At 67.0% G+C, this 21,125-nt stretch carries 21 protein-coding genes; all 21 read right to left on the minus strand.

Features of this window, described 5'->3' with window-relative positions:
• Nucleotides 1-27: 27 nt before the first annotated feature.
• Nucleotides 28-231 carry a DUF1289 domain-containing protein gene (locus tag VIM12_RS15730; protein WP_331942616.1) on the minus strand — a complete coding sequence of 68 codons (204 nt, stop codon included), beginning with the start codon at nucleotides 229-231 and terminating at the stop codon, nucleotides 28-30.
• A 2-nt stretch (nucleotides 232-233) separates the two neighbouring features.
• Complete coding sequence (locus VIM12_RS15735) at nucleotides 234-725, minus strand: YbaK/EbsC family protein (RefSeq protein WP_331942617.1); 492 nt, start codon at nucleotides 723-725, stop codon at nucleotides 234-236.
• A gap of 1 nt (nucleotide 726) precedes the next feature.
• Entirely contained in the window at nucleotides 727-1,326 is a 600-nt protein-coding gene (locus VIM12_RS15740) for a uracil-DNA glycosylase family protein (protein WP_331942618.1), read from the minus strand.
• Nucleotides 1,327-1,371: 45 nt separating this feature from the next.
• Nucleotides 1,372-2,280, minus strand: coding sequence for a hydroxymethylglutaryl-CoA lyase (locus tag VIM12_RS15745; protein ID WP_331942619.1), 909 nt, complete (start codon nucleotides 2,278-2,280; stop codon nucleotides 1,372-1,374).
• A 22-nt stretch (nucleotides 2,281-2,302) separates the two neighbouring features.
• On the minus strand, nucleotides 2,303-4,312 hold the full coding sequence (locus VIM12_RS15750) for an acetyl/propionyl/methylcrotonyl-CoA carboxylase subunit alpha (RefSeq protein ID WP_331942620.1): 2,010 nt from the start codon (nucleotides 4,310-4,312) through the stop codon (nucleotides 2,303-2,305).
• Nucleotides 4,313-5,314: 1,002 nt separating this feature from the next.
• A complete protein-coding gene (gene bioB / locus VIM12_RS15755; protein WP_331942621.1) occupies nucleotides 5,315-6,340 on the minus strand; it encodes a biotin synthase BioB in 1,026 nt (341 codons plus the stop codon).
• Between the two features lie 12 nt (nucleotides 6,341-6,352).
• A complete protein-coding gene (gene bioD / locus VIM12_RS15760) occupies nucleotides 6,353-7,063 on the minus strand; it encodes a dethiobiotin synthase (RefSeq protein ID WP_331942622.1) in 711 nt (236 codons plus the stop codon).
• Nucleotides 7,060-8,244, minus strand: coding sequence for an 8-amino-7-oxononanoate synthase (gene bioF / locus VIM12_RS15765; RefSeq protein ID WP_331942623.1), 1,185 nt, complete (start codon nucleotides 8,242-8,244; stop codon nucleotides 7,060-7,062). Before bioF ends, bioD begins: the two co-directional genes overlap by 4 nt.
• The gene (gene bioA, locus VIM12_RS15770) at nucleotides 8,241-9,566 is read right to left on the minus strand and encodes an adenosylmethionine--8-amino-7-oxononanoate transaminase (protein ID WP_331942624.1); all 1,326 of its coding nucleotides are present in this window, start codon (nucleotides 9,564-9,566) and stop codon (nucleotides 8,241-8,243) included. Before bioA ends, bioF begins: the two co-directional genes overlap by 4 nt.
• 21 nt (nucleotides 9,567-9,587) lie before the next feature.
• The gene (locus VIM12_RS15775; protein ID WP_331942625.1) at nucleotides 9,588-10,373 is read right to left on the minus strand and encodes an enoyl-CoA hydratase/isomerase family protein; all 786 of its coding nucleotides are present in this window, start codon (nucleotides 10,371-10,373) and stop codon (nucleotides 9,588-9,590) included.
• 2 nt (nucleotides 10,374-10,375) lie between these two features.
• Entirely contained in the window at nucleotides 10,376-11,983 is a 1,608-nt protein-coding gene (locus tag VIM12_RS15780) for a carboxyl transferase domain-containing protein (protein WP_331942626.1), read from the minus strand.
• 6 nt (nucleotides 11,984-11,989) lie between these two features.
• On the minus strand, nucleotides 11,990-12,382 hold the full coding sequence (locus VIM12_RS15785) for a YchJ family protein (protein WP_331942627.1): 393 nt from the start codon (nucleotides 12,380-12,382) through the stop codon (nucleotides 11,990-11,992).
• Entirely contained in the window at nucleotides 12,379-13,032 is a 654-nt protein-coding gene (locus VIM12_RS15790) for an HAD family hydrolase (RefSeq protein ID WP_331942628.1), read from the minus strand. The genes VIM12_RS15785 and VIM12_RS15790 overlap by 4 nt, the downstream gene beginning before the upstream one ends.
• The gene (locus VIM12_RS15795; RefSeq protein ID WP_331942629.1) at nucleotides 13,032-13,427 is read right to left on the minus strand and encodes a rhodanese-like domain-containing protein; all 396 of its coding nucleotides are present in this window, start codon (nucleotides 13,425-13,427) and stop codon (nucleotides 13,032-13,034) included. Before VIM12_RS15795 ends, VIM12_RS15790 begins: the two co-directional genes overlap by 1 nt.
• The gene (locus VIM12_RS15800; RefSeq protein WP_331942630.1) at nucleotides 13,424-14,554 is read right to left on the minus strand and encodes an acyl-CoA dehydrogenase family protein; all 1,131 of its coding nucleotides are present in this window, start codon (nucleotides 14,552-14,554) and stop codon (nucleotides 13,424-13,426) included. The genes VIM12_RS15795 and VIM12_RS15800 overlap by 4 nt, the downstream gene beginning before the upstream one ends.
• A gap of 73 nt (nucleotides 14,555-14,627) precedes the next feature.
• Nucleotides 14,628-15,296, minus strand: a complete 669-nt coding sequence (locus VIM12_RS15805) for an SDR family oxidoreductase (RefSeq protein WP_331942631.1) — start codon at nucleotides 15,294-15,296, stop codon at nucleotides 14,628-14,630.
• Between the two features lie 66 nt (nucleotides 15,297-15,362).
• The gene (locus VIM12_RS15810; protein ID WP_331942632.1) at nucleotides 15,363-16,547 is read right to left on the minus strand and encodes an acetyl-CoA C-acetyltransferase; all 1,185 of its coding nucleotides are present in this window, start codon (nucleotides 16,545-16,547) and stop codon (nucleotides 15,363-15,365) included.
• Nucleotides 16,548-16,562: 15 nt separating this feature from the next.
• Nucleotides 16,563-18,356 (minus strand): bifunctional isocitrate dehydrogenase kinase/phosphatase, encoded by a 1,794-nt coding sequence (gene aceK / locus VIM12_RS15815; protein WP_331942633.1) that lies wholly within the window; start codon nucleotides 18,354-18,356, stop codon nucleotides 16,563-16,565.
• A gap of 8 nt (nucleotides 18,357-18,364) precedes the next feature.
• Entirely contained in the window at nucleotides 18,365-19,291 is a 927-nt protein-coding gene (locus VIM12_RS15820; RefSeq protein ID WP_331942634.1) for a pyridoxal-phosphate dependent enzyme, read from the minus strand.
• A 48-nt stretch (nucleotides 19,292-19,339) separates the two neighbouring features.
• Complete coding sequence (locus VIM12_RS15825) at nucleotides 19,340-19,777, minus strand: PaaI family thioesterase (RefSeq protein WP_331942635.1); 438 nt, start codon at nucleotides 19,775-19,777, stop codon at nucleotides 19,340-19,342.
• Nucleotides 19,778-19,838: 61 nt separating this feature from the next.
• Nucleotides 19,839-21,023, minus strand: coding sequence for an isovaleryl-CoA dehydrogenase (locus VIM12_RS15830; RefSeq protein ID WP_331942636.1), 1,185 nt, complete (start codon nucleotides 21,021-21,023; stop codon nucleotides 19,839-19,841).
• Nucleotides 21,024-21,125: the final 102 nt, after the last annotated feature.

The following is a 21,125-nucleotide window of genomic DNA, read 5'->3' on the forward strand; positions in this document are numbered from 1 at the left end:
CTGCTTGCTCCTGTGGTGGGCCTGCCGTTAGTCGAATGCCGCCTGCCGGCGCCGGTGGATCTCGGTCCACACCGCGCGCTTGGTTTCCTCGGATGCGCCGCCCCAGGCCACGATTTCGTCGATGGTACGCAGGCAGCCTTCGCACAGCCCCGTCTGCGGCTGCATCCGGCAGATGCTGATGCACGGCGACGGCACCGGGCCGGGATCGCGAAGCGGATCGAAATCGATCATCGTCAGTTGCGCAGCGCGACGTCGGCGACCGGTGCGCCGGTCAGCGCACGCAGCTGTGCCGGCGTCAGGTTGAACACCGCATGCGGATGGCCGGCGGCGGCCCACACGCTGTCCAGCTTCAGCAGGTCCTCGTCGATCAGCATCACGGTCTTCTCCAGGTGGCCGAGCGGGCAGACGCCGCCGATCGCGTAGCCGATGCGGGTCTTCACGAACCTGGCATCGGCACGGCCGAGCGGCCCCACCAGCGCGGCGACCTTCTGCTCGTCGACACGGTTGGCGCCGCTCGCGACCACCATCACCGGCGCATCGTCGGCGAGCCGGCGGAAGACGATGGACTTGGCGATTTCGGCGACGCTGCAGCCGAGGCCGGCGGCGGCCTCCGCCGAGGTCTTGCCGGTTTCGGGCAGCATCACGACCGGCTTGTCGTGGCCGAGCTCCCGCAGGAGTTCGGCCACGCGGCGCGCGGTGTCGGGCAGTGGTGCTTCAGCTTGCATGTCAGTCCTTCATGATCGATGCGACGCGTTCCCGCAGCACCGGCAGCAGCAGGCGCTCGAACCAGGGATTGGCTTTCCACCAGGCCTGGTTGCGCGGGCTGGGATGCGGCAGCGGCAGGAAGCGCGGCAGGTATTGTTCGTAGGCCGCGACGGTCTCGGTGAGCGTACCCCTCGCATTCTCACGCAAATAGAATTTCTGCGCATGCCAGCCGACCAGCAGCGTCAGCCGCAGCTGCGGCATGCCGGACATCAGCCGGGGATGCCACGCGGGCGCGCATTCCGGGCGCGGCGGCAGGTCGCCGCTGGCGCCCTTGCCGGGATAGCAGAAGGCGGTCGGAACGATTGCCACCCTTTCGGGAGCATAGAACGCGTCCCGGTCCAGTTGCAGCCAGTCGCGCAGGCGGTCGCCGGACGGGTCGTTCCAGGGAATGCCGGTTTCGTGCACGCGCCGCCCTGGCGCCTGGCCGACGATCAGCAGCCGCGCCGCGGGCGATGCCTGCACCACCGGCCGCGGCCCGTGCGGCAAGTGCTGCGCGCACAGCGTGCACTGCCGGATCTCCTCCAGCAGGATGGGAAAAGGCTTTCCTTTATTGCCTGTCATGTCCGTCGTTCCGGCCGCGTCGCACCGCCGCGGCTGCCGGCCGTCCTACCCTGCCCGCTTCGCCGCGATCGCATTGCCGGCCCGGCTGGCCGCCTTGCGTCCCAGGTGCTGCGAGATGAACTGCCCGGCGTCGACCACCTTGTCGAAGTCGATCCCGGTTTCGATGCCGAGGCCGCGCAGCATGTACAGCACATCCTCGGTCGCGACGTTGCCGGTGGCGCCCTTGGCATACGGGCAGCCGCCCAGGCCGGCCACCGACGAATGGAAGATGCTCACGCCCACGTCCAGCGCCGCGTAGATGTTGACCAGGGCCTGGCCATAGGTGTCATGGAAATGGCCGGACAGCTGCGACAGCGGGTATTCCTTCGCCACCGCCTCGTACACCGCCCGGATGCCGGCCGGGGTGGCCACGCCGATGGTGTCGGCGATGTCGATCTCGTCGCAGCCGAGGTCGCGCAGCCGGCGCACCACGTCCGCCACCGCCGCCGGCGCCACGCCGCCCTGGTAGGGGCAGCCGAACGAACAGCTGATGCTGCCGCGCAGCCGCACCTGGTTCTGCTTCGCCGCCTGCGCGACGTCGCGGAAGCGTTCGATCGATTCCGCGATCGAGCAGTTGATGTTGCGCTGGGAGAAGGCTTCCGACGCGGCGCCGAAGATCACCACTTCATCGGCCTTCGCCGCCAGCGCCGCCTCGAAGCCCTTCATGTTGGGCGTGAGGGCGGAGTAGACGACGCCGGGCTTGCGGCGGATCCGGTCCATCACCTCGGCCGAGGTCGCCATCTGCGGCACCCACTTGGGCGACACGAAGGAGGCGGCTTCGATGTTGGCGAAACCGGCGTCGGTGAGGCGGTCGACCAGCTCGACCTTGACCTCGGCGGGAATGGTTTCCTTCTCGTTCTGCAGGCCGTCGCGCGGGCCGACCTCGACCAGCTTTACCTTGGTGGGCAGGGACATGATGTTTCCTTTTCTGTTTCGATCAGGCGGCCTTGAAGGCCAGCAGCTGCGCGCCCTCGGCCACCTGGTCGCCGACCGCGTACAGCAGGTCCTCGACCGTGCCGTTGGCGGGCGCGGCGATCGTGTGTTCCATCTTCATCGCTTCCATGATCAGCAGCGGCGTGCCCTTCTCCACGGTGCTGCCCTTCTCGGCCAGCACCGCGACGATCTTGCCGGGCATCGGCGCGGTCAGGCGGCCGCCCTCGGCCTCGGCCTCGCCGGCGTGTGCGAGCGGGTCGTTATAGTCGAGCGGGTAGTGCGCGCCGCCGGTGAACACATGGAACTTGTCGCCGTCGCGCACGACCGTGCCGCGCACGGTCGCGCCGTCGAGCTTGATCACCAGCTGGCCGCCATCCTCGGCGACCAGCGTCATCAGCGCGTCGCGTCCGTCGTAGCCGGCGCGCCAGCCGTCACGCGCGTAGCCGATGCGCAGCAGATGCCGGCCGGCGTCGTCGCCGAAGTCGAGGCTGCGCACCAGCTGTCCGTTCATGCGCCAGCCGCTGGTGTCGGCCCAGGGATCATTGGCCGCGCTGTGGCGCTCGGCCGCGAGCAGCGATGCCGCCGCCAGCGCCAGCACCGGCAGCGTGGCCGCCTGCGGCGCCGGGAACAGCGCGTCGCGGTTCCGCTCGATCAGTCCGGTGTCGAGGTCGGCCTGCGAGAACGGCCCGCTTTCGACCAGGCGCTTGAGGAAAGCGACGTTGGTCGCCAGCCCGACCACCTGGTAGTCGGCCAGTGCCTGCGACATGTGGGCCAGCGCTTCGGCGCGGTCCTCGCCCCAGACGATCAACTTGGCGATCATCGGGTCGTAGAACGGGGAGATGGCGTCGCCGGCACGCACGCCGGAATCGATGCGGATCGCCGCCGGACGGCCCTCGGCCACGCCCTTGCCAAGTTCGAAGTTGACCGCCGGCGGCGTGTGCAGGTGGCGCAGCGTGCCGATCGACGGCAGGAAGCCCTTCTCCGGGTTCTCCGCATAAATCCGCGCTTCCAGCGCATGACCGTGGATGCGCAGCGCATCCTGCTTCTTCGGCAACGGCTCCCCGGCCGCCACCCGCAACTGCCATTCGACCAGGTCGAGGCCGGTGATCATCTCGGTGACCGGATGCTCGACCTGCAGGCGGGTGTTCATCTCCATGAAGTAGAAGCTGCCGTCCTGGTTGGCGATGAATTCCACGGTGCCGGCGCCGACATAGCCGACCGCCTTGGCCGCCGCCACCGCCGCCTCGCCCATCGCGCGGCGCCGTTCCGGCGTCATGCCCGGCGCCGGCGCTTCCTCCAGCACCTTCTGGTGGCGTCGCTGCACCGAGCAATCGCGCTCGAACAGGTAGACGCAGTTGCCGCGGGTATCGGCGAACACCTGGATCTCGATATGGCGCGGCCGGGTCAAGTATTTCTCCACCAGCACCTTGTCGTCGCCGAAGCTGTTGATTGCCTCGCGCTTGCAGGAATCCAGCGCCGCCTTGAAATCCTCGCTCTTCTCGACGATGCGCATGCCCTTGCCGCCGCCGCCGGCGGAGGCCTTGAGCAGCACCGGGTAGCCGATGCGGTCGGCCTGCTGCTGCAGGAAGGACGCGTCCTGGTTGTCGCCGTGGTAGCCGGGCACCAGCGGCACGTCCGCAGTTTCCATCAATGCCTTGGCGGCGGACTTCGAACCCATCGCGCGGATGGCCGACGCCGGCGGTCCGATGAAGACCAGGCCGGCTTTCGCACAGGCCTCGGCGAAGTCCTCGTTCTCGGACAGGAAGCCGTAGCCGGGATGGATGGCCTGCGCGCCAGTGGCCAGCGCGACCTCGATGATCTTGTCGGCGCGCAGGTAGCTTTCCTTGGCCGGCGCCGGGCCGATCAGGACCGATTCATCGCATACCGCAACATGTTTGGCATTGGCATCCGCTTCCGAATACACCGCGACGGTCTTGATGCCGAGGCGGTGGGCGGTGGCGGCAACCCGGCAAGCGATTTCGCCGCGGTTGGCTATCAGGATTTTTGTGAACACAACGGGTCTCCTTTTGGGGTCTGTCTTGGTTCTTTCGGTCTTGCTGCTGTTCTTTGCTGCTGTGTGTCTAGGTACTTGTCGCTGCTTCGGTGCGTGTCTTTGCGTTCGTACGGTATTGCTGCATTGTTCTCTTCGATGCCCCGGTTCTGCTTCCACTCCGCGGGTGCTAGCCGGGACTGGCCCCGGCGGGCCACCTACTTCTTTGCTTCGTCAAAGAAGTAGGCAAGAAAGACGACCCCAAGGCTTGCCCCTTCGGGGTTCCCGCAAAAGAGACGAGTCCCGCGGGAAGCGGGGCAAATTCGCCTTCGGCTCAGACAAGCCCCGCTTCTTTATCCGCGTGACCCGCCTCTTTTGCGGCTGCGCCAAGGGGGACTTCAACTCCCACACCATCCCTACCCTGACCCTTACCTTGAAGGGAAGGGCAATCTGTCGCGAATGTGCGGGCAGCGGGACTTTAGCTGACGCAGTCTTGCTTCTTTGTCTGCGACACCCAGTTCTTCGGCGGCTGCGCCGAGGGGAAACGCAACTTCCACAACGTCCGTACACCATCCCTTACCTTAAAGGGAAGGACAATCCAACGCCGATGCGCAAACAACAAAGAAGTGCGCTGCTTGAAGCACCCGATGCCGCCGGCAAGACCTTGACCAATTCCCTCCCCTTCAAGGGGAGGGTCAGGGAGGGGATGGTTTGGTTTTGCCGTTCCCGTTTGCGCAGCCGGAAAAGAGGTTGGTCTCGCGGATAAAGAAGTGGGGCTTGTGTGAGCCGCAGGCGAGTTTGCCCCGCTTCCCGCGCGGCCTGCCTCTTTTCCGGGCACCCCCGAAGGGGGCAAGCATTCGGGTCGCCTTTCTTGCCTACTTCTTTGGCGAAGCAAAGAAGTAGGTCGCCCGCCGGGGCGAGTCCCGGCTAGTCCCCACGGAGTGGCAACAGCACCGGGGCACCGAAGAAAGACCGGCAGACGAGCCTCCAGACATGCGCGCGGAGAAACCATCGTCGTGCCCCGTATTACTCCGCCATTCCCGCACTCACCTCAGTATGCTTAACCCGCATCCCCAACTTCTCCAGCAACACCCTATCCGCCTCCGCATCCGGATTCCCGGTCGTCAGCAACTTGTCCCCATAAAAAATCGAATTCGCCCCCGCCTGGAAGCACATCGCCTGCACCGCTTCCCCAAGTTCCCGGCGCCCCGCCGACAACCGCACCCGCGCCTTCGGCATGGTGATGCGCGCCACCGCGATGGTGCGCACGAATTCCAGCGGATCGAGCGGATCGAGCCCGTGCAGCGGCGTGCCCGCCACCTGCACCAGGTGGTTGATCGGCACCGACTCCGGATACGGGTCAAGGTTGGCGACCTGGGCGATCAGGCCGGCGCGCTGGCGGCGCGATTCGCCCATGCCCACGATGCCGCCGCAGCAGACCTTGATGCCGGCGCCGCGCACCTTGTTCAGGGTATCGAGCCGGTTCTCGTAGTCGCGGGTGGTGATGATGTTGTTGTAGAACTCGGGCGCGGTGTCGAGGTTGTGGTTGTAGTAGTCGAGGCCGGCGGCGGCGAGGCGCTCCGCCTGGCCGTCTTCCAGCATGCCGAGCGTGGCGCAGGCTTCCAGCCCGAGTTCCTTGACGCCCCGCACCATCGCTTCCACATGGTCGAGGTCGCGATCCTTGGGGCCGCGCCAGGCCGCGCCCATGCAGAAGCGGGTCGCGCCGTGCTCCTTGGCGGCGCGGGCGGCGGCCAGCACCTGTTCCAGTTCCAGCAGCTTCTGCGCCTGCACGCCGGTGTCGTAGCGCGCCGCCTGCGGGCAGTAGCCGCAATCCTCCGGGCAGCCGCCGGTCTTGATCGAGAGCAGCGTCGCCAGCTCCACTTCCTGCGGATCGAAATGCTGGCGATGCACCTGCTGGGCGCGGAACATCAGCTCGTTGAACGGCAGGTTGAACAGGTCCAGCACCTTGTCCACCGGCCAGGCTTTTTCGGCTTCGGCGCGGGCGGCGGCGGGAGTGCGGAGTTCGCGGAACGGAATGGCATGAACGGACATGGGTTTCCTTCTTCAGTGATGCCCGGGGCGGCCCTGCGGCCAGCCCGGCAGGCGTGCAAAATCGAGATGTGCGGCGGCCTCGGCCGGCGACGGCGCGGCCAGGCGGGGGATGCGGCCGAGCAGCGGGGCCGGCAGTCGCGCGGCGAGGGATTCTACATTGGCGTCGAGATGGCGCATGCCGGCATCGACCGTATTGGCGACCCAGCCGGCCAGCGTGAGCCCGCGCGCCGCGACCGCCTGCGCCGTCAGCAGCGCGTGGCTCAGGCAGCCGAGCCGCAGGCCGACCACCATGATCACCGGCAGCGCCAGCTGTTGCGCCAGGTCGGCCGTGTCCTCTTCTTCATTCAGCGGTACGCAAAAGCCGCCGACCCCTTCCACCACGACGGCATCCGCCTGCGCCGCCGCTTGCCGGTAGCAATCCAGCACCGGCGCAATGCGCAGCGCGATCCCCTCGCCGGCCGCGGCCAGGTGCGGCGCCGCCGCGTCGCGCAGCAGGAAGGGCGTCGTCAGCGCCCGTGGCAGCGACAGGCTGGCGGCAGCGGCGATGGCGTCGACGTCCTCGTTATGCCAGCCGTCGCCGCGCCATTCCATGCCGGCAGCGAAAGGTTTCATGCCGGCGGCGCGCAACCCGCGCCGGCCCAGGCCGTGCAGCAGCGCGCAGGTCACCAGGGTCTTGCCGATCTCGGTGTCGGTGCCGGTGACGAACCAGGCCGGAATGCTCATGCGGCAGCCTCCAGCGTGTTGAGCGCCTGCGCCAGGCGGGCGACGTCCTGCATGCGATGGGCGGCCGACAGCGTGACGCGCAGCCGCGCCGTCTCCTTCGGCACGGTGGGCGGCCGGATCGCCGGTACCCACAGGCCCTGCGCATGCAGCGCTGCCGCCGCATCCAGCGCGTCGCTGTTGGTTCCGATCACCACCGGCTGTATCGGTGTCTCCGACGGCAGCAGCCGCCAGCGGCGCAGCGACAGCGACGCGCGCAGTTCGGCGACCAGCGCGCGCAGGTGGGTGCGGCGCTCGGCGCCCTCGTGCCCCGCAATGATGGCGAGGCTGGCCAGCAGCGCATGCGCCAGCGCCGGCGGCGTCGCGGTGCTGTAGATGTAGGGCCGGGCGCGCTGCACCAGCCATTCGATCACGGTCTCGTGGGCGGCGACGAATGCGCCGCCCACGCCGGCGGCCTTGCCGAGCGTGCCCATGTAGACGACATTGGGCGAGCGCACGCCGCAGTGTTCGAGCGCGCCGCGACCGTGCGCGCCGAGCACGCCGAAACCGTGCGCGTCGTCGATCACCAGCCAGGCGTCGTACCGCTCGCACAGCGCCTGCAGCGCGGCGAGCGGCGCAAGGTCGCCGTCCATGCTGAACACGCTGTCCGTCACCACCAGCTTGCGGCTGGCGGTACTTGCCTGCAGCAGACGCGCCAGCGCCGCGACGTCGCCATGCGCGTAGACCTGCACCTCGGCGCGCGACAGGCGGGCGCCGTCGATCAGCGACGCATGGTTGAGCGACTCGGAGAACAAGGCGGCGTCGCGGCCGCCGAGCGCCGACAGCAGTGCCAGGTTGGCCATGTAGCCGGTGCAGAAGTAGAGCGCGCGCGCCTGCGCGATCGACGGTGACATGAATGCCGCCAGCGCTTCCTCCAGCAGGACGTGGGCGCGGGAATGCCCGCTGATCAGGTGCGAGGCGCCACTGCCCGCGCCATACCTTGCCGCGCCCTCGCGCAGCGCCTCGACCACGGCCGGATGGGCGGCGAGGCCGAGGTAGTCGTTGCTGCAGAACGCCAGCAGCGGGTGGCCGTCCACCGTCATCTGCGGCGCGCACGGGGTTTCCGCGGTGCGCAGCCGGCGCCGCAGGCCGTGCTGGTCGAGCGCGCGCAGCGACTGCGCCAGTCCGGCGATCAGTGCGCTCATGCCAGCGTCCTGTCGAAGGCGGCGAGCGTGCGGGAGGCCAGCAGCGCGGTCTCCTCCTCGTCGAGGATGTAGGGCGGCATCAGGTAGACCGTCCTGCCGATCGGCCGCAACAACAGTTCCTGCTGCAGCGCCTCGGTGAAGAAACGGCGCGCAAAGCCGGCGTCGGCGTCCACGGCGTCGAAGGCCCAGATCATGCCGCGCTGGCGGAAATGGCTTACCCGCGGATGCCCGGCCAGCGGCGCCAGCGCGCGCGTCATGCTGTCCGCCCGTTGGCGGTTCCGGCGCAGCACGTCGTCTTCCTCGAAGATGGCCAGCGTCGCCAGCGCGGCGCGGCAGGCGAGCGGATTGCCGGTATAGGAATGCGAATGCAGGAAACCGCGGGTGATGTCCTCGTCGTAGAAGGCCTGGTAGATGGCGTCGCGCGTCATCACCAGCGACAGCGGCAGGTAGCCGCCACTGATGCCCTTGGACAGGCAGATGAAGTCGGGCCAGATGCCGGCCTGCTCGCAGGCGAAAAAGCTGCCGGTGCGGCCGCAGCCGACGGCGATCTCGTCGGCGATCAGGTGCACCTGGTAGCGGTCGCACAATGCGCGCACCAACTGCAGATACAGCGGATCGTGCATCGCCATGCCGGCCGCGCATTGCACCAGCGGCTCGAGGATGATGGCGGCGATGCTGTCGCCGCGCTGCTGCAGCAGTTCCTCCAGCGCGCCGGCGGCACGGCGTGCAACATCTGCCGGGCTTTCGCCGTCGGCTGCCTGGCGCGCATCAGGCGACGCGACGACATGGGCCTGCCGCAGCAGCGGGCCGTAGGCGTCGCGGAACAGCGCAACGTCGGTCACCGCCAGCGCGCCCACCGTCTCGCCATGGTAGCTGCCCTGCAGGCAGACGAATTCGCGCTTGCCGGCGCGACCGCTGTTGCGCCAGTAGTGGAAGCTCATCTTGAGTGCGATCTCGGTGGCCGAGGCGCCGTCGGATGCATAGAACGCGTGGCCGAGCACGCCGCCGGTCATCGCCGACAGCTGCTCCGACAGCCGCACCACCGGCTCATGGGTGAAGCCGGCCAGCATCGCATGCTCGAGCAGGTCGAGCTGCTCGCGCAGCGCGGCATTGATGCGCGGATTGGCATGGCCGAACAGGTTGACCCACCAGGAACTGATCGCGTCGAGATAGCGCTTGCCCTGGCGGTCGTACAGCCAGGCGCCGCGGCCATGGCTGACCGGGATCAGCGGCATGCGCTCGTGATGCTGCATCTGCGTGCACGGATGCCAGACGCTTTTCAGGCTGCGTGCGACCCAGGCGGATTGTTCGGTGTGGCTCAATGGCGGCTCCAGGATGAGGGTTCAGCTCAACCAGCCCGGCTTAGCTTTCTCCAGGAACGACTTCACGCCCTCCTTGCCTTCGTCCGAGCTGCGTATGTCCGCGATCCGCTGTGCCGTGTCGGCGATCAGGTGCGCCGTCAGCGGCGCACCGGCGATGTCCTGCACCAGGCGCTTGGCTTCCTTCACTGCGTTCGGGCTGTTCCCGGCTAGCGACTTGAGGATGCCCGTCACGGCGGCATCGAGTTCGGCGGCGGGTGCAAGCTGGTGCACGAAGCCGATGCGGTGCGCCTCCTGCGCGGAGAAACGCTCCGCAGTCAGGAAGTAGCGGCGCGAGGCGTTTTCGCCCATGGCGCGGATCACGTAGGGCGAGATTGTCGCAGGAATAAGACCGAGTTTTACCTCGCTCAGGCAGAAATTGGCTGTCTCTGCGGCAACAATGATGTCGCATGCCGCCACCAGTCCCATGCCGCCGGCGTAACAGTCGCCCTGCACCTTCGCCAGCACCGGCTTGGGGCAGGTGTAGATGGTGCGCAGCATTTCCGCCAGCTGCGCCGCGTCCGCCAGGTTCTCCTCGCGGGTATAGGCGGCCATCTTCTTCATCCAGTTGAGGTCGGCGCCCGCGCAGAACGCCGGGCCGTTCGCTGCCAGCACGATCGCGCGCAGTTCGGCCGACGCGCCCAGCGCGCGGAAGGCGCCGGTGATCTCGGCGATGGTGGTCTCGTTGAACGCGTTGCGCACGTCGGGCCGGTTGAGGGTGACGGTCGCCACCCGGCCTTCCGTGGTTACGTTGAGGGTCTGGAATTCCATGATTACATCCTGAACACGCCGAACTTGGTTTCCGGGATCGGCGCGTTGAGCGCCGCGCTGAGTCCGAGCCCGAGCACCATGCGGGTGTCGGCCGGGTCGATGACGCCGTCGTCCCACAGACGCGCGGTCGCGTAATACGGATGCCCCTGCAGCTCGTACTGCTCGCGGATCGGCGCCTTGAACGCCTCTTCCTCCGCGGCGCTCCAGCTGCCTCCCTTGCCCTCGATGCCGTCGCGCTTGACGGTGGCCAGCACGCCCGCCGCCTGCTCGCCGCCCATCACCGAGATGCGCGCGTTGGGCCACATCCACAGGAAGCGCGGCGAATACGCGCGGCCGCACATACCGTAGTTGCCGGCGCCGAAGCTGCCGCCAATGATCACCGTGAACTTGGGCACCGATGCCGTCGCCACCGCGGTCACCATCTTGGCGCCGTTGCGGGCGATGCCTTCGTTCTCGTACTTGCGGCCGACCATGAAGCCGGTGATGTTCTGCAGGAAGACCAGCGGGATCTTGCGCTGGCAGCACAGCTCGATGAAGTGCGCGCCCTTGAGCGCCGACTCCGAGAACAGGATGCCGTTGTTGGCGATGATCCCGACCGGCATGCCGAAGATGTGTGCGAAGCCGCACACCAGCGTGGTGCCATAGCGCGCCTTGAACTCGTCGAAGGCGCTGCCGTCCACCACCCGCGCGATCACTTCCCGCACGTCGAAGGGCTTGCGGGTGTCGGTCGGGATCACGCCGTACAGTTCCTGCGCGTCGTACTTCGGCGGCACCGGTTCGCGCAGCAGCACCTGCTGCGGCTTCTGGCGGTTCAGGTTGCCGACGATAGTGCGCGCCAGCGACAGCGCGTGCAGGTCGTCCTGCGCCAGGTGGTCGGCCACGCCCGACAGCCGGGTGTGGACGTCGCCGCCGCCCAGGTCCTCCGCGCTCACCACCTCGCCGGTCGCCGCCTTTACCAGTGGCGGGCCGCCGAGGAAGATGGTGCCCTGCTCCTTGACGATGATGGATTCGTCGCTCATCGCCGGCACATACGCGCCGCCGGCGGTGCAGGAACCCATCACCACCGCAACCTGCGGTATGCCCCGGGCCGACATGTTGGCCTGGTTGTAGAAGATGCGGCCGAAGTGATCGCGGTCGGGGAACACCTCGTCCTGGTTCGGCAGGTTGGCGCCGCCGGAGTCGACCAGGTAGATGCAGGGCAGGTTGTTCTGGTCGGCGATCTCCTGCGCGCGCAGGTGCTTCTTGACCGTGACCGGGTAGTAGGTGCCGCCCTTGACGGTGGCGTCATTGCAGACGATCACGCATTCCTGCCCGGCCACGCGGCCGATGCCGGTGATGATGCCGGCCGCCGGCGCGGCGTCGTCGTACATGCCGTAGGCCGCCATCTGCGACAGCTCGAGGAAAGGCGTGCCCGGGTCGAGCAGCATCTGCACCCGGTCGCGCGGCAGCAGCTTGCCGCGCGCAGTGTGCTTGGCGCGCGCGGCTTCGCCGCCGCCGAGCGCGATCTGTTCCACCTTGGCCTTCAGGTCGTCCACCAGTTTCTGCATTGCCGCGGCATTCGCGCGGAAGTCCTCCGCGCGCGGATTGAGCTTGGATTCGAGGATAGTCATCTGTTGTTATCTGCCTTCTGGAAAACTGCCGTCCACGTAAAACCATTTGCCGCCTTCCCTGCGGAAGCGGCTCACCTCATGCATGCGATGGGCGCGCCCGCCCACCTTGTAGCGTGCGACGAACTCCACGATGGCGGAGTCGCCGTCCTGCTCATGCCTGCGCACTTCCAGTCCCAGCCACTTGCCGCCGTCGTCCTGCGTCAGATCTTCCGCAGGGCGGGTCTCCGGGTGCCAGGTGTGCTTCAGGTAGGCCTCGTCGCGCCGCGTGTAGGCGGTGTAGCGCGACCGCATCAGCTGCTCCGCCGTCTGCGGCAGCTCGCCGTCATCAATGTATCGGCCGCAGCAAGCGGCGTAATCCTTGCCGCCGCAGGGGCAGGCGGCGCTTGCGGTCGTCTTCATGCCAGAGCCAGGGCAGGCAGCTGCGCCATGTCGTCGAACACCCGCTCGGCGCCAGCCTCCAGCAACAACTGCGCATCCATCAGCTCGGCATAGCCGTACACCGTCATGCCGGCCGCGCGTGCGGCGGTGATGCCGGTCGGCGTATCTTCCACCACCAGGCAACGCTCCGGCGCCACGCCCATCACCTGCGCTGCCTGCAGGTAGACATCCGGCGCCGGCTTGGTGCGCGCGACTTCCATGCCGCTGAACATCCTGCCCTCGAACCAGGGCCGCAGCCCGGTCTTGCCCAGCGTCAGCTCCATCTTGGGCCGGTCGGCGCCGCTGGCGACGCAGAACTTCATGCCCGCCGCATGCAGGCGTTCGACCGCCGCCGCGACGTTGCGCACCGGCGCGACACCCTGGGCCAGCGCGGCATTGCGACGCGCGACGAACTGCTGGTAGAAATCGGGCGGCGCGGGCCGGCCTATCCGCTGTTCGATCATCGGGATCTCGTCCCGCACAAGGCGGCCGACGAATGCGCTGTAGGTCTCCTGCAGCGTGATGTTCCAGCCGAGCTCGCACAGCATCGCGGCCAGCACCTTGCATGTCGCCAGCTCGCTGTCCACCAGTACGCCGTCGCAATCGAATGCGACCATGTCGAAACGTGCCATTACGCCTTCTTTGTCTTTTCCGCCACCGGCGCGCCGGCGGCCTTCCATGCGCCGAAGCCGCCCTCGATATGGGCAACGTTCTCCATGCCCATGTCCTGCACGGTCTTGGTGGTCAATGCGCTGCGCCAGCCGGCGGCGCAGAAGAAAATGAATTCCTTCTTCTCGCCAAACACCGGCTTGAAGTAAGGCGAGTCGGGATCGACCCAGAATTCGATCATGCCACGCGGCGCGGGAAAGGCGCCGGGGATCACGCCCTCGCGCTCCAGCTCGCGCACGTCGCGCACGTCGACGAACTGCACGTTCGGATCGTCGAGCCTGGCGCGGGCTTCCTCGACGCTGTAGGTCTTCACCTGCGCCATCGCTTCATCGACCAGTTGCCGGTAACCCTTCTTCATGCGAGCGCCCTCCCGATCAGGATTTTCTGGATGTCGCTGGTGCCTTCGTAGATCTGGCAGACGCGCACGTCGCGGTAGATGCGCTCCACAGGGAAATCGCTGACGTAGCCATAGCCGCCGTGGACCTGGATCGCGTCCGAGCAGACCCGCTCCGCCATCTCGGTAGCGAACAGCTTGGCCATTGCCGCTTCCTTCAGGCAGGGCTTGCCGGCATCCTTCAGGCTCGCCGCGTGCAGGATCAGCTGGCGCGCGGCCTCGATCTGCGTCGCCATGTCGGACAGGCGGAACTGCACCGCCTGGTGCTCGAACAGGGTCTTGCCGAAGGAGGTGCGCTCCTTGGCGTAGGCCAGCGCCGCATCGAAGGCCGCGCGCGCCATGCCGACCGCCTGCGAGGCGATACCGATGCGCCCGCCCTCCAGTCCGGACAGCGCGATCTTGTAGCCCTGCCCTTCCTCGCCGATCAGGTTGGCCGCCGGAATGCGGCAGTTCTCGAACAGGATCTGCGCGGTGTCGGACGAATGCTGGCCGAGCTTGTCCTCCAGCCGAGCCACGATGTAGCCGGGCGTGCTGGTCGGCACCCAGAACGCGCTGATGCCGCGCTTGCCGGCCGCCTTGTCGGTGACCGCCATCACGATCGCCACATCCGCATGCTTGCCGCTGGTGATGAATTGCTTGACGCCGTTCAGCATGTAGTGGTCGCCGTCGCGCGTCGCGGTCGTGCGCAGCGCCGAGGCGTCGCTGCCGACATGCGGCTCGGTCAGGCAGAAGGCGCCGAGCATCTCGCCGCGCGCCAGCGGCTTCAGCCATTGCTCCTTCTGCGCATCGTTGGCATAGGCCATGGCAATGCTGCAGACCGGGCAGTTGTTGACCGAGATGATGGTGGAGGTGCCGCCGTCGCCGGCCGCGATTTCCTCCAGCACCAGCGCCAGCGACACATAGTCGAGGCCGGCGCCGCCCAACTCTTCCGGCACCGCCACGCCGAACGCGCCGAGCTGCGCGAGGCCCTCCAGCGCCTCCTTCGGAAAGTGGTGTTCCTTGTCCCAGCGCGCGGCATTCGGCGCCAGCAGTTCTTCGGAAAATTCCCGCATTGCGTCGCGGATCATCTGGTGCTGTTCGGATAGAACCATGTCGTGTCCCGGTGGATGTCCCTGTCGGCACCCGCTTGTGGCGGGCGCCTGTTGTTGTATTTGCGGCCAGCCCTTACCAGGCCAGGTGCTTGCCGACGTAGTTGCGGAAGCTGCCGCTATCTTTTGCCTCCAGCCCGCCGATCACCTTCAGCAGGCCGCCCACGCTCTCCTCGACGGAAATGGTGGCGTTCTCCCCGCCCATGTCGGTACGGACCCAGCCGGGGCAGAGCGCGACGCACACTGCACCCGGGTAGTCGAAGGCGGCGGTCTTCACCACCATGTTCAGGGCCGCCTTGGACGCCCGATACAGCCAGCCATAGCTTGACGACGCCTCGGTGATGCCGGCCATGCCGCTGCTGATAAAGGCGAACTTGCCCTGCGCGGCCTCGACCATCGGCGCGACCATGGGTATCGCCTGCATCGCGCCCAGCACGTTGGTGTGCATGACCTGGTCGAAGTCCTGCACTGTCGGCGCGTTGCGTTCCTGCTTGCGCGGGCCGTACACGCCGGCCACGTAGACGGCCAGGTCGAGCTTCTCGCCGTCCAGCTGCCAGCCGAGACCGGCCATCGATTCCGGCTTTGTCACATCCAGCTTGAGCGCCTGCGCGCCGAGGTCGTGCAGCGCCTGCAGCCCGGCGTCGTCACGCGCCGTGGCGAACACCTTCCAGCCGTCGCCGCGGAGTTGCCGAACGAATTCATGGCCGATGCCGCGCGAGGCGCCGATGATGAGTGCGGTAGGCATGCCGTTCTCCTTCCAGTACCGTCAGGTGCCGGGCGGCGCATTGTGCCCCGCCCGTTGCTGCCTCGATCAGACCAGCTCGATCGCCATTGCGGTGCCTTCGCCGCCGCCGATGCACAGCGCCGCGACGCCCATCTTGCCGCCGGTCTTCTGCAGCGCGCCGATCAGGGTCACGATGATGCGCGCGCCGGAGGCGCCGATCGGATGGCCGAGCGCGCATGCGCCGCCGTGGATGTTGACCTTCGCATGGTCGATGCCGTGCTCGCGCATCGCCGCCATCGGCACCGCCGCGAAGGCTTCGTTGATCTCGAACAGGTCCACGTCCCTGGTGGTGAGGCCGAGCTTCTTGTACAGCTTCTCGATCGCGCCGACCGGCGCCGTGGTGAACCAGTTCGGCTCCTGCGAATGCGTCGCATGGCCGAGCACGCGGGCGATCGGCTTGCAGCCGAGCTTCTTCGCGGTCGATTCGCGCATCATCACCAGCGCGGCGGCGCCGTCGTTGATCGAGGACGAGGAGGCGGCGGTGATGGTGCCGTCCTTCTTGAAGGCCGGCTTCAGCGCCGGGATCTTGTCGAGCTTGGCCTTGAGCGGGCCTTCATCCTTGTCCACGACGACCTCGCCGCCCTTGGCGGCCACGGTGACCGGCGCGATTTCCCACTTGAACGCGCCGCTGGTGGTCGCGGCCTGCGCGCGCTTCACCGACTCGATCGCGTAGGCGTCCTGCTCCTCGCGGGTGAACTGGTACTTGGCCGCACACTCCTCGGCGAAGGTGCCCATCGAACGGCCGCGCTCGTAGGCATCCTCCAGTCCGTCCAGCATCATGTGGTCGTACATCATGCCGTGGCCGATGCGGTAGCCGCCGCGCGCCTTCGGGATCAGGTAGGGCGCATTGGTCATCGACTCCATGCCGCCGGCGACGACCACGTCATTGGTACCGACCACCAGCGAGTCGAATGCGAACATCGCGGCCTTCATCGCCGAGCCGCACATCTTGGACAGGGTGACGGCGCCGGCGGACACCGGAATGCCGGCCTTGATCGCCGCCTGCCGCGCAGGCGCCTGGCCCTGGCCGGCCATCAGGCAGTTGCCGAACAGGACTTCGTTCACATGCTGCGGCTCCAGGTTGGCGCGCTCGACGGCGGCGCGGATCGCGACCGCGCCCAGTTCGGCTGCCGTCAGCGCGGAAAAATCGCCCTGAAAGGCGCCCATCGGGGTGCGGGCTGCGCCGACGATGACAATAGGATCGTTGTTCATTAGGGTCTCCAAGGGTCATGCAGCCTGGGCTGCGGGATTGAATGGTTTGTAACTGAATCGCAATTCCTGCGGATACGGAAATACGTCTTCAACATGGCCATCCAGGATTCGCTGTTTGGCGTTCTGCCAGTACTGTGGGGTGAGCAGGTCAGCATGGTGCTTCATGAAATACTTGCGCACTTGCGGATTGCCGAGCAAAAAGGTGCCGAACTGCTCCGGGAACACGTCGTTCTTCGCGACCGGATACCAGGGTTCGCTGGCCATCTCGTCTTCCTCGTTGCGCGGCGTCGGGATCGCCCGGAAATTGCAGTCGGTGATGTACTCGATCTCGTCATAGTCGTAGAACACGACCCGGCCGTGGCGGGTGACGCCGAAGTTCTTGTACAGCATGTCGCCGGGGAAGATGTTCACGCCCACCAGGTCCTTGATCGCGTTGCCGTACTCGACGATGCCGTGCTCCATGGCCGCATGGTCGCCGCGCTTCTCGGCCTCGGCCAGCCAGATGTTGAGCGGCGTCATCCGGCGTTCGATGTACACATGCTTCACGATGATCTCGTCGCCCTCTTCCTCGACGATCGACGGCGCGACTTCCTTCAGCTCCGCCAGAAGTTCGGACGAGAATCGCGCGCGCGGGAAGGCGACGTTCGAGTACTCCAGCGTGTCCGCCATGCGGCCGACGCGGTCGTGGTACTTCACCAGCAGGTACTTTTCCTTGACCAGGGCGCGGGTGGTGTCCTTCGGTGGCGGAAAGAAATCCTTGATCGCCTTGAATACGTACGGGAAGGACGGCAGCGCGAACACCACCATCACCAGCCCGCGGATGCCGGGCGCCGCCTCGAAGCAGTCGGAGGAATGCTTCAGGTGGTGCAGGAAGTCGCGGTAGAACGCCGCCTTGCCCAGCTTCTGCAGCCCGAGGATGGTGTAGATCTCGCTGCGCGGCTTGTACGGCATCAGCGTGCGCAGGAAATGCACATAAGCCGACGGCACCTCCATGTCGACCATGAAGTAGGCGCGGGTGAACGAAAACAGCACCGTGATCAGCGTCGGATCGAACAGCACGGTGTCGAGCACCAGTTCCCGCTTGCGGTTGTACAGGATGGGCACGACGAACGGGAACACGCGGTTGCCGTTGATGCACTTGCCGACGATGTAGGCGCCCTTGTTGCGGTAGAACAGGCTGGACAGCACCTGGATCTGGTGGTTCGGCTCCAGCATTTCGGTGCCGAACATCGCGCGCATCCGCGTCTCCACGAAGCCGACGTCGCGGTCGAGGTCGGCGAACGGCGGCGTCAGCTGGAAGTTCGTGATGATGCGCCTGAGCGTGTAGTGCAAGCCGTCGGTGGCCGGGTAGTAGACGCGGTAGGTCGGTTGCGGCTCGTCGGTTTCCAGGTACTCGGTCGAGACCGCCGGACGCACGAAGATGAAATCGTTGTGGTAGTACGAGCGGTGCAGGATGTTGCAGCATACCGAGTTGAAGAAGGTCTCCGCCAGCTCGGGCTGCTTGTGGTTGACCAGCAGGCCGATGTAATGCAGCTTCACTTCGCGCCAGACCTCGTCGCCGATCTCGTCCTGGGAATACTCGTCCTCCAGCACGTGCACGCATTCCTGCACACGGGTGTCGTAGAAGGCGATGCGCTCGCGCGCGTTGCGCTGCGCGGCCTTCCAGTCGCCGCGCTCGAAGAAGCGGCGCGCATCCTGGCTGGCCTGCCGGAACAGCCGGTAGTGCTTGTCGAATCCATCGAGGATGGTGCGCGCGATGTCGAACGCGATCTGCGAGGACAGGAGCTTGGGGAAGGCGGTCTGGGGCATGGCGGCGGTCAGAGCGTGAACTGGACTTTCCAGTCCTCCAGTTTAGCCAAATCCACGCCGATGCCGCCGCAGACGACGAACAGTGGCCGCGAGAAAGATTGCAGTTCCGGCAAGCTGTCGTAGCCGACCGCCAGCGCTGCGCCGCAGGCGGGCTCGACCAGGGTGCGCATGTCGTCGGCGAAGCGGCGGCAGGCAGCGACAGCCCGCGCGTCGCTGACCACCACGCTGCGCACGTCGTGGCGGCGGGTCCAGTCGAACGCCTGCTGCGCCACCCGGCGCGCACCGAGGGTGCCGGCGATCGAGGTGATGGCCGGCAGGCTGACCAGCTCCCCGGCCCGCACCGCGGCATGCAGGGAGGCGGCGCCGTCGGTCTCGACCGCGATCAGCGGCACATGGGCGAGGCTGTTGCGATGCAGGCCTTCGAGGATGCCGCTCATCAGGCCGCCGCCGCCGACCGAGCAGACAACGACGTCGAATTCGCCCTGCCGCGCCGCCTCGTCGATCAGGGTCGCGTTGCCGTCCCAGATGTCGGGATGGTCGAACGGCGGCACGTACATCACGTCCGGCGCCTCGCACAGCCGCAGTGCGTATTCATTGGCCTCGTCCCACACCGCCCCATGTACCAGGACCTCGGCGCCGATGTCGCGTATGCGCCGGCGCACCGTTTCATGGGTGGTTTGCGGCACCACGATGGTGGTGCGCAGGCCCAGCGCCTGGCCGGCCACCGCGGCGGCGAATCCCGCGTTGCCGCCGGACGGACAGACGAAGTGCCGGATGCCGCCGCCGGCCGCGCGCTGGCACATGCGGCCGATGCCGCGCAGCTTGAAGGAACCCGAAGGCTGGAGGTTTTCCATCTTCAGCAGCACGTTCTTGCCGAGCGCGGCGGACAGTCCGTCATGGCGGAGCAGCGGTGTGGAAATGTGGAGCGAAGTCATGGCTGGAATATGGAGGCGATCTGAAAAAATGTCATTACCGTAGGATTACTACTCCCGCGGCAGGACCGCCATGGTACCGGACAGCTTGCTGACGAGCGTGCTGCCGCCTGCGCTGACCGCGAACACTTCCGACTCCACCACGTGGAAGGCCCTGCCCGGTTTCAGCACCGTGGCACGGCAGAACAACGACTCGCCGCGCGCGGCGCGCAGCAGGTGGATCTTGAACTCGACCGTCAGGATATAGCCGTCCGCCGGCGTCACCGTCATCGCCGCGCCGCCTGCCGTGTGGTCGGCGATGGTCGACAGCACGCCGGCATGCACCACGCCGGTGTGCTGCAGGTGGCGCGCCTCCAGCGTCAGCGCCGACTCGCACCAGCCTGGCCCGCAATCCCTGAGCGCAATCCCGAGCTCGGCCAGGAAGGCCGCTTCCCGGAAGCCGCGGGTGACGACGTCGCGATAGGCTGGATCGGGGGCAGTCAGTGGCATGCCGGTCTCCGGTGGGGCCGCGCCGGTGGCACGGCGCGGCATCTGCTTGCTTGGTCTGTGCTTATCTGGTCTCGGCGAACAGCTCGCGGCCGATCAGCATGCGGCGGATCTCGCTGGTGCCGGCCCCGATCTCGTACAGCTTGGCGTCGCGCCACAGGCGGCCGGTCGGATTCTCGTTGATGTAGCCGTTGCCGCCCAGGGTCTGGATCGCCTCGCCGGCCATCCAGGTCGCCTTTTCCGCCGAATACAGGATGGCGCCGGCGGCATCCTTGCGCAGCGCGCGCACCTGCTCCGGACTGGTCGCACGGTCGCAGGCCTGGCCGACCGCATACACATAGGCCTTGCATGCCATCATGGTCGAATACATGTCGGCGATCTTGCCCTGCATCAGCTGGAACTCGCCGATCGGCTGCCCGAACTGCTTGCGCTCATGGATGTAGGGAACGACCACGTCCATGCAGGCCTGCATGATGCCGAGCGGGCCGCCGGACAGCACGGTGCGTTCGAAATCGAGGCCGGACATCAGCACATTGACGCCGCGCCCGAGTCCGCCAAGCACGTTTTCCGCCGGCACTTCGCAGTCCTGGAACACCAGTTCGCCGGTGTGGGAGCCGCGCATGCCGAGCTTGTCGAGCTTCTGCGCGACCGAGAATCCCTTGAAACCCTTTTCGATCAGGAACGCGGTCATGCCGCGCGGGCCGGCTTCGATGTCGTTTTTGGCGTAGACCACCAGCACGTCGGCATCGGGACCGTTGGTGATCCACATCTTGGTGCCATTGAGCACCCAGCGGTCGCCTTTCCAGTCGGCCCGCAGCTTCATGCTGACCACGTCGGAGCCGGCGTTCGGCTCGGACATCGCCAGCGCGCCGACGTACTCACCGGAGATCAGCTTGGGCAGGTACTTCGCCTTCTGTTCCGGGGTGCCGTTGCGCTTGATCTGGTTGACGCAGAGGTTGGAGTGCGCGCCGTAGGAAAGCCCGACCGAAGCCGAGGCGCGCGAAATCTCCTCCATCGCCACGATGTGGGCGAGATAGCCCATGTCGGTGCCGCCGTATTCCTCGCCGACGGTCACGCCGAGCAGGCCGAGTTCGCCCATCTTCTTCCACAGGTCCATCGGAAACTGGTCGCTGCGGTCGATCTCGGCGGCGCGCGGCGCGATTTCCGCCTGGGCGAATTGCTGCACGGTCTCGCGCAGCGCGGCGATGTCCTCGCCATGGTCAAAGGTCAAGCCGGGCAGGTGCAGCATGTCGTCCTCACTGGATGTCGTTGGATGGGCGGCGGTGATGCGGATGATACCGCCAACTTACGTTTACGTAAACGTAAAGCAACGCGGTGGAATCGCGATGTT

It is taken from the genome of Noviherbaspirillum sp. (assembly GCF_036563305.1).
Lineage (GTDB): Bacteria > Pseudomonadota > Gammaproteobacteria > Burkholderiales > Burkholderiaceae_D > Noviherbaspirillum.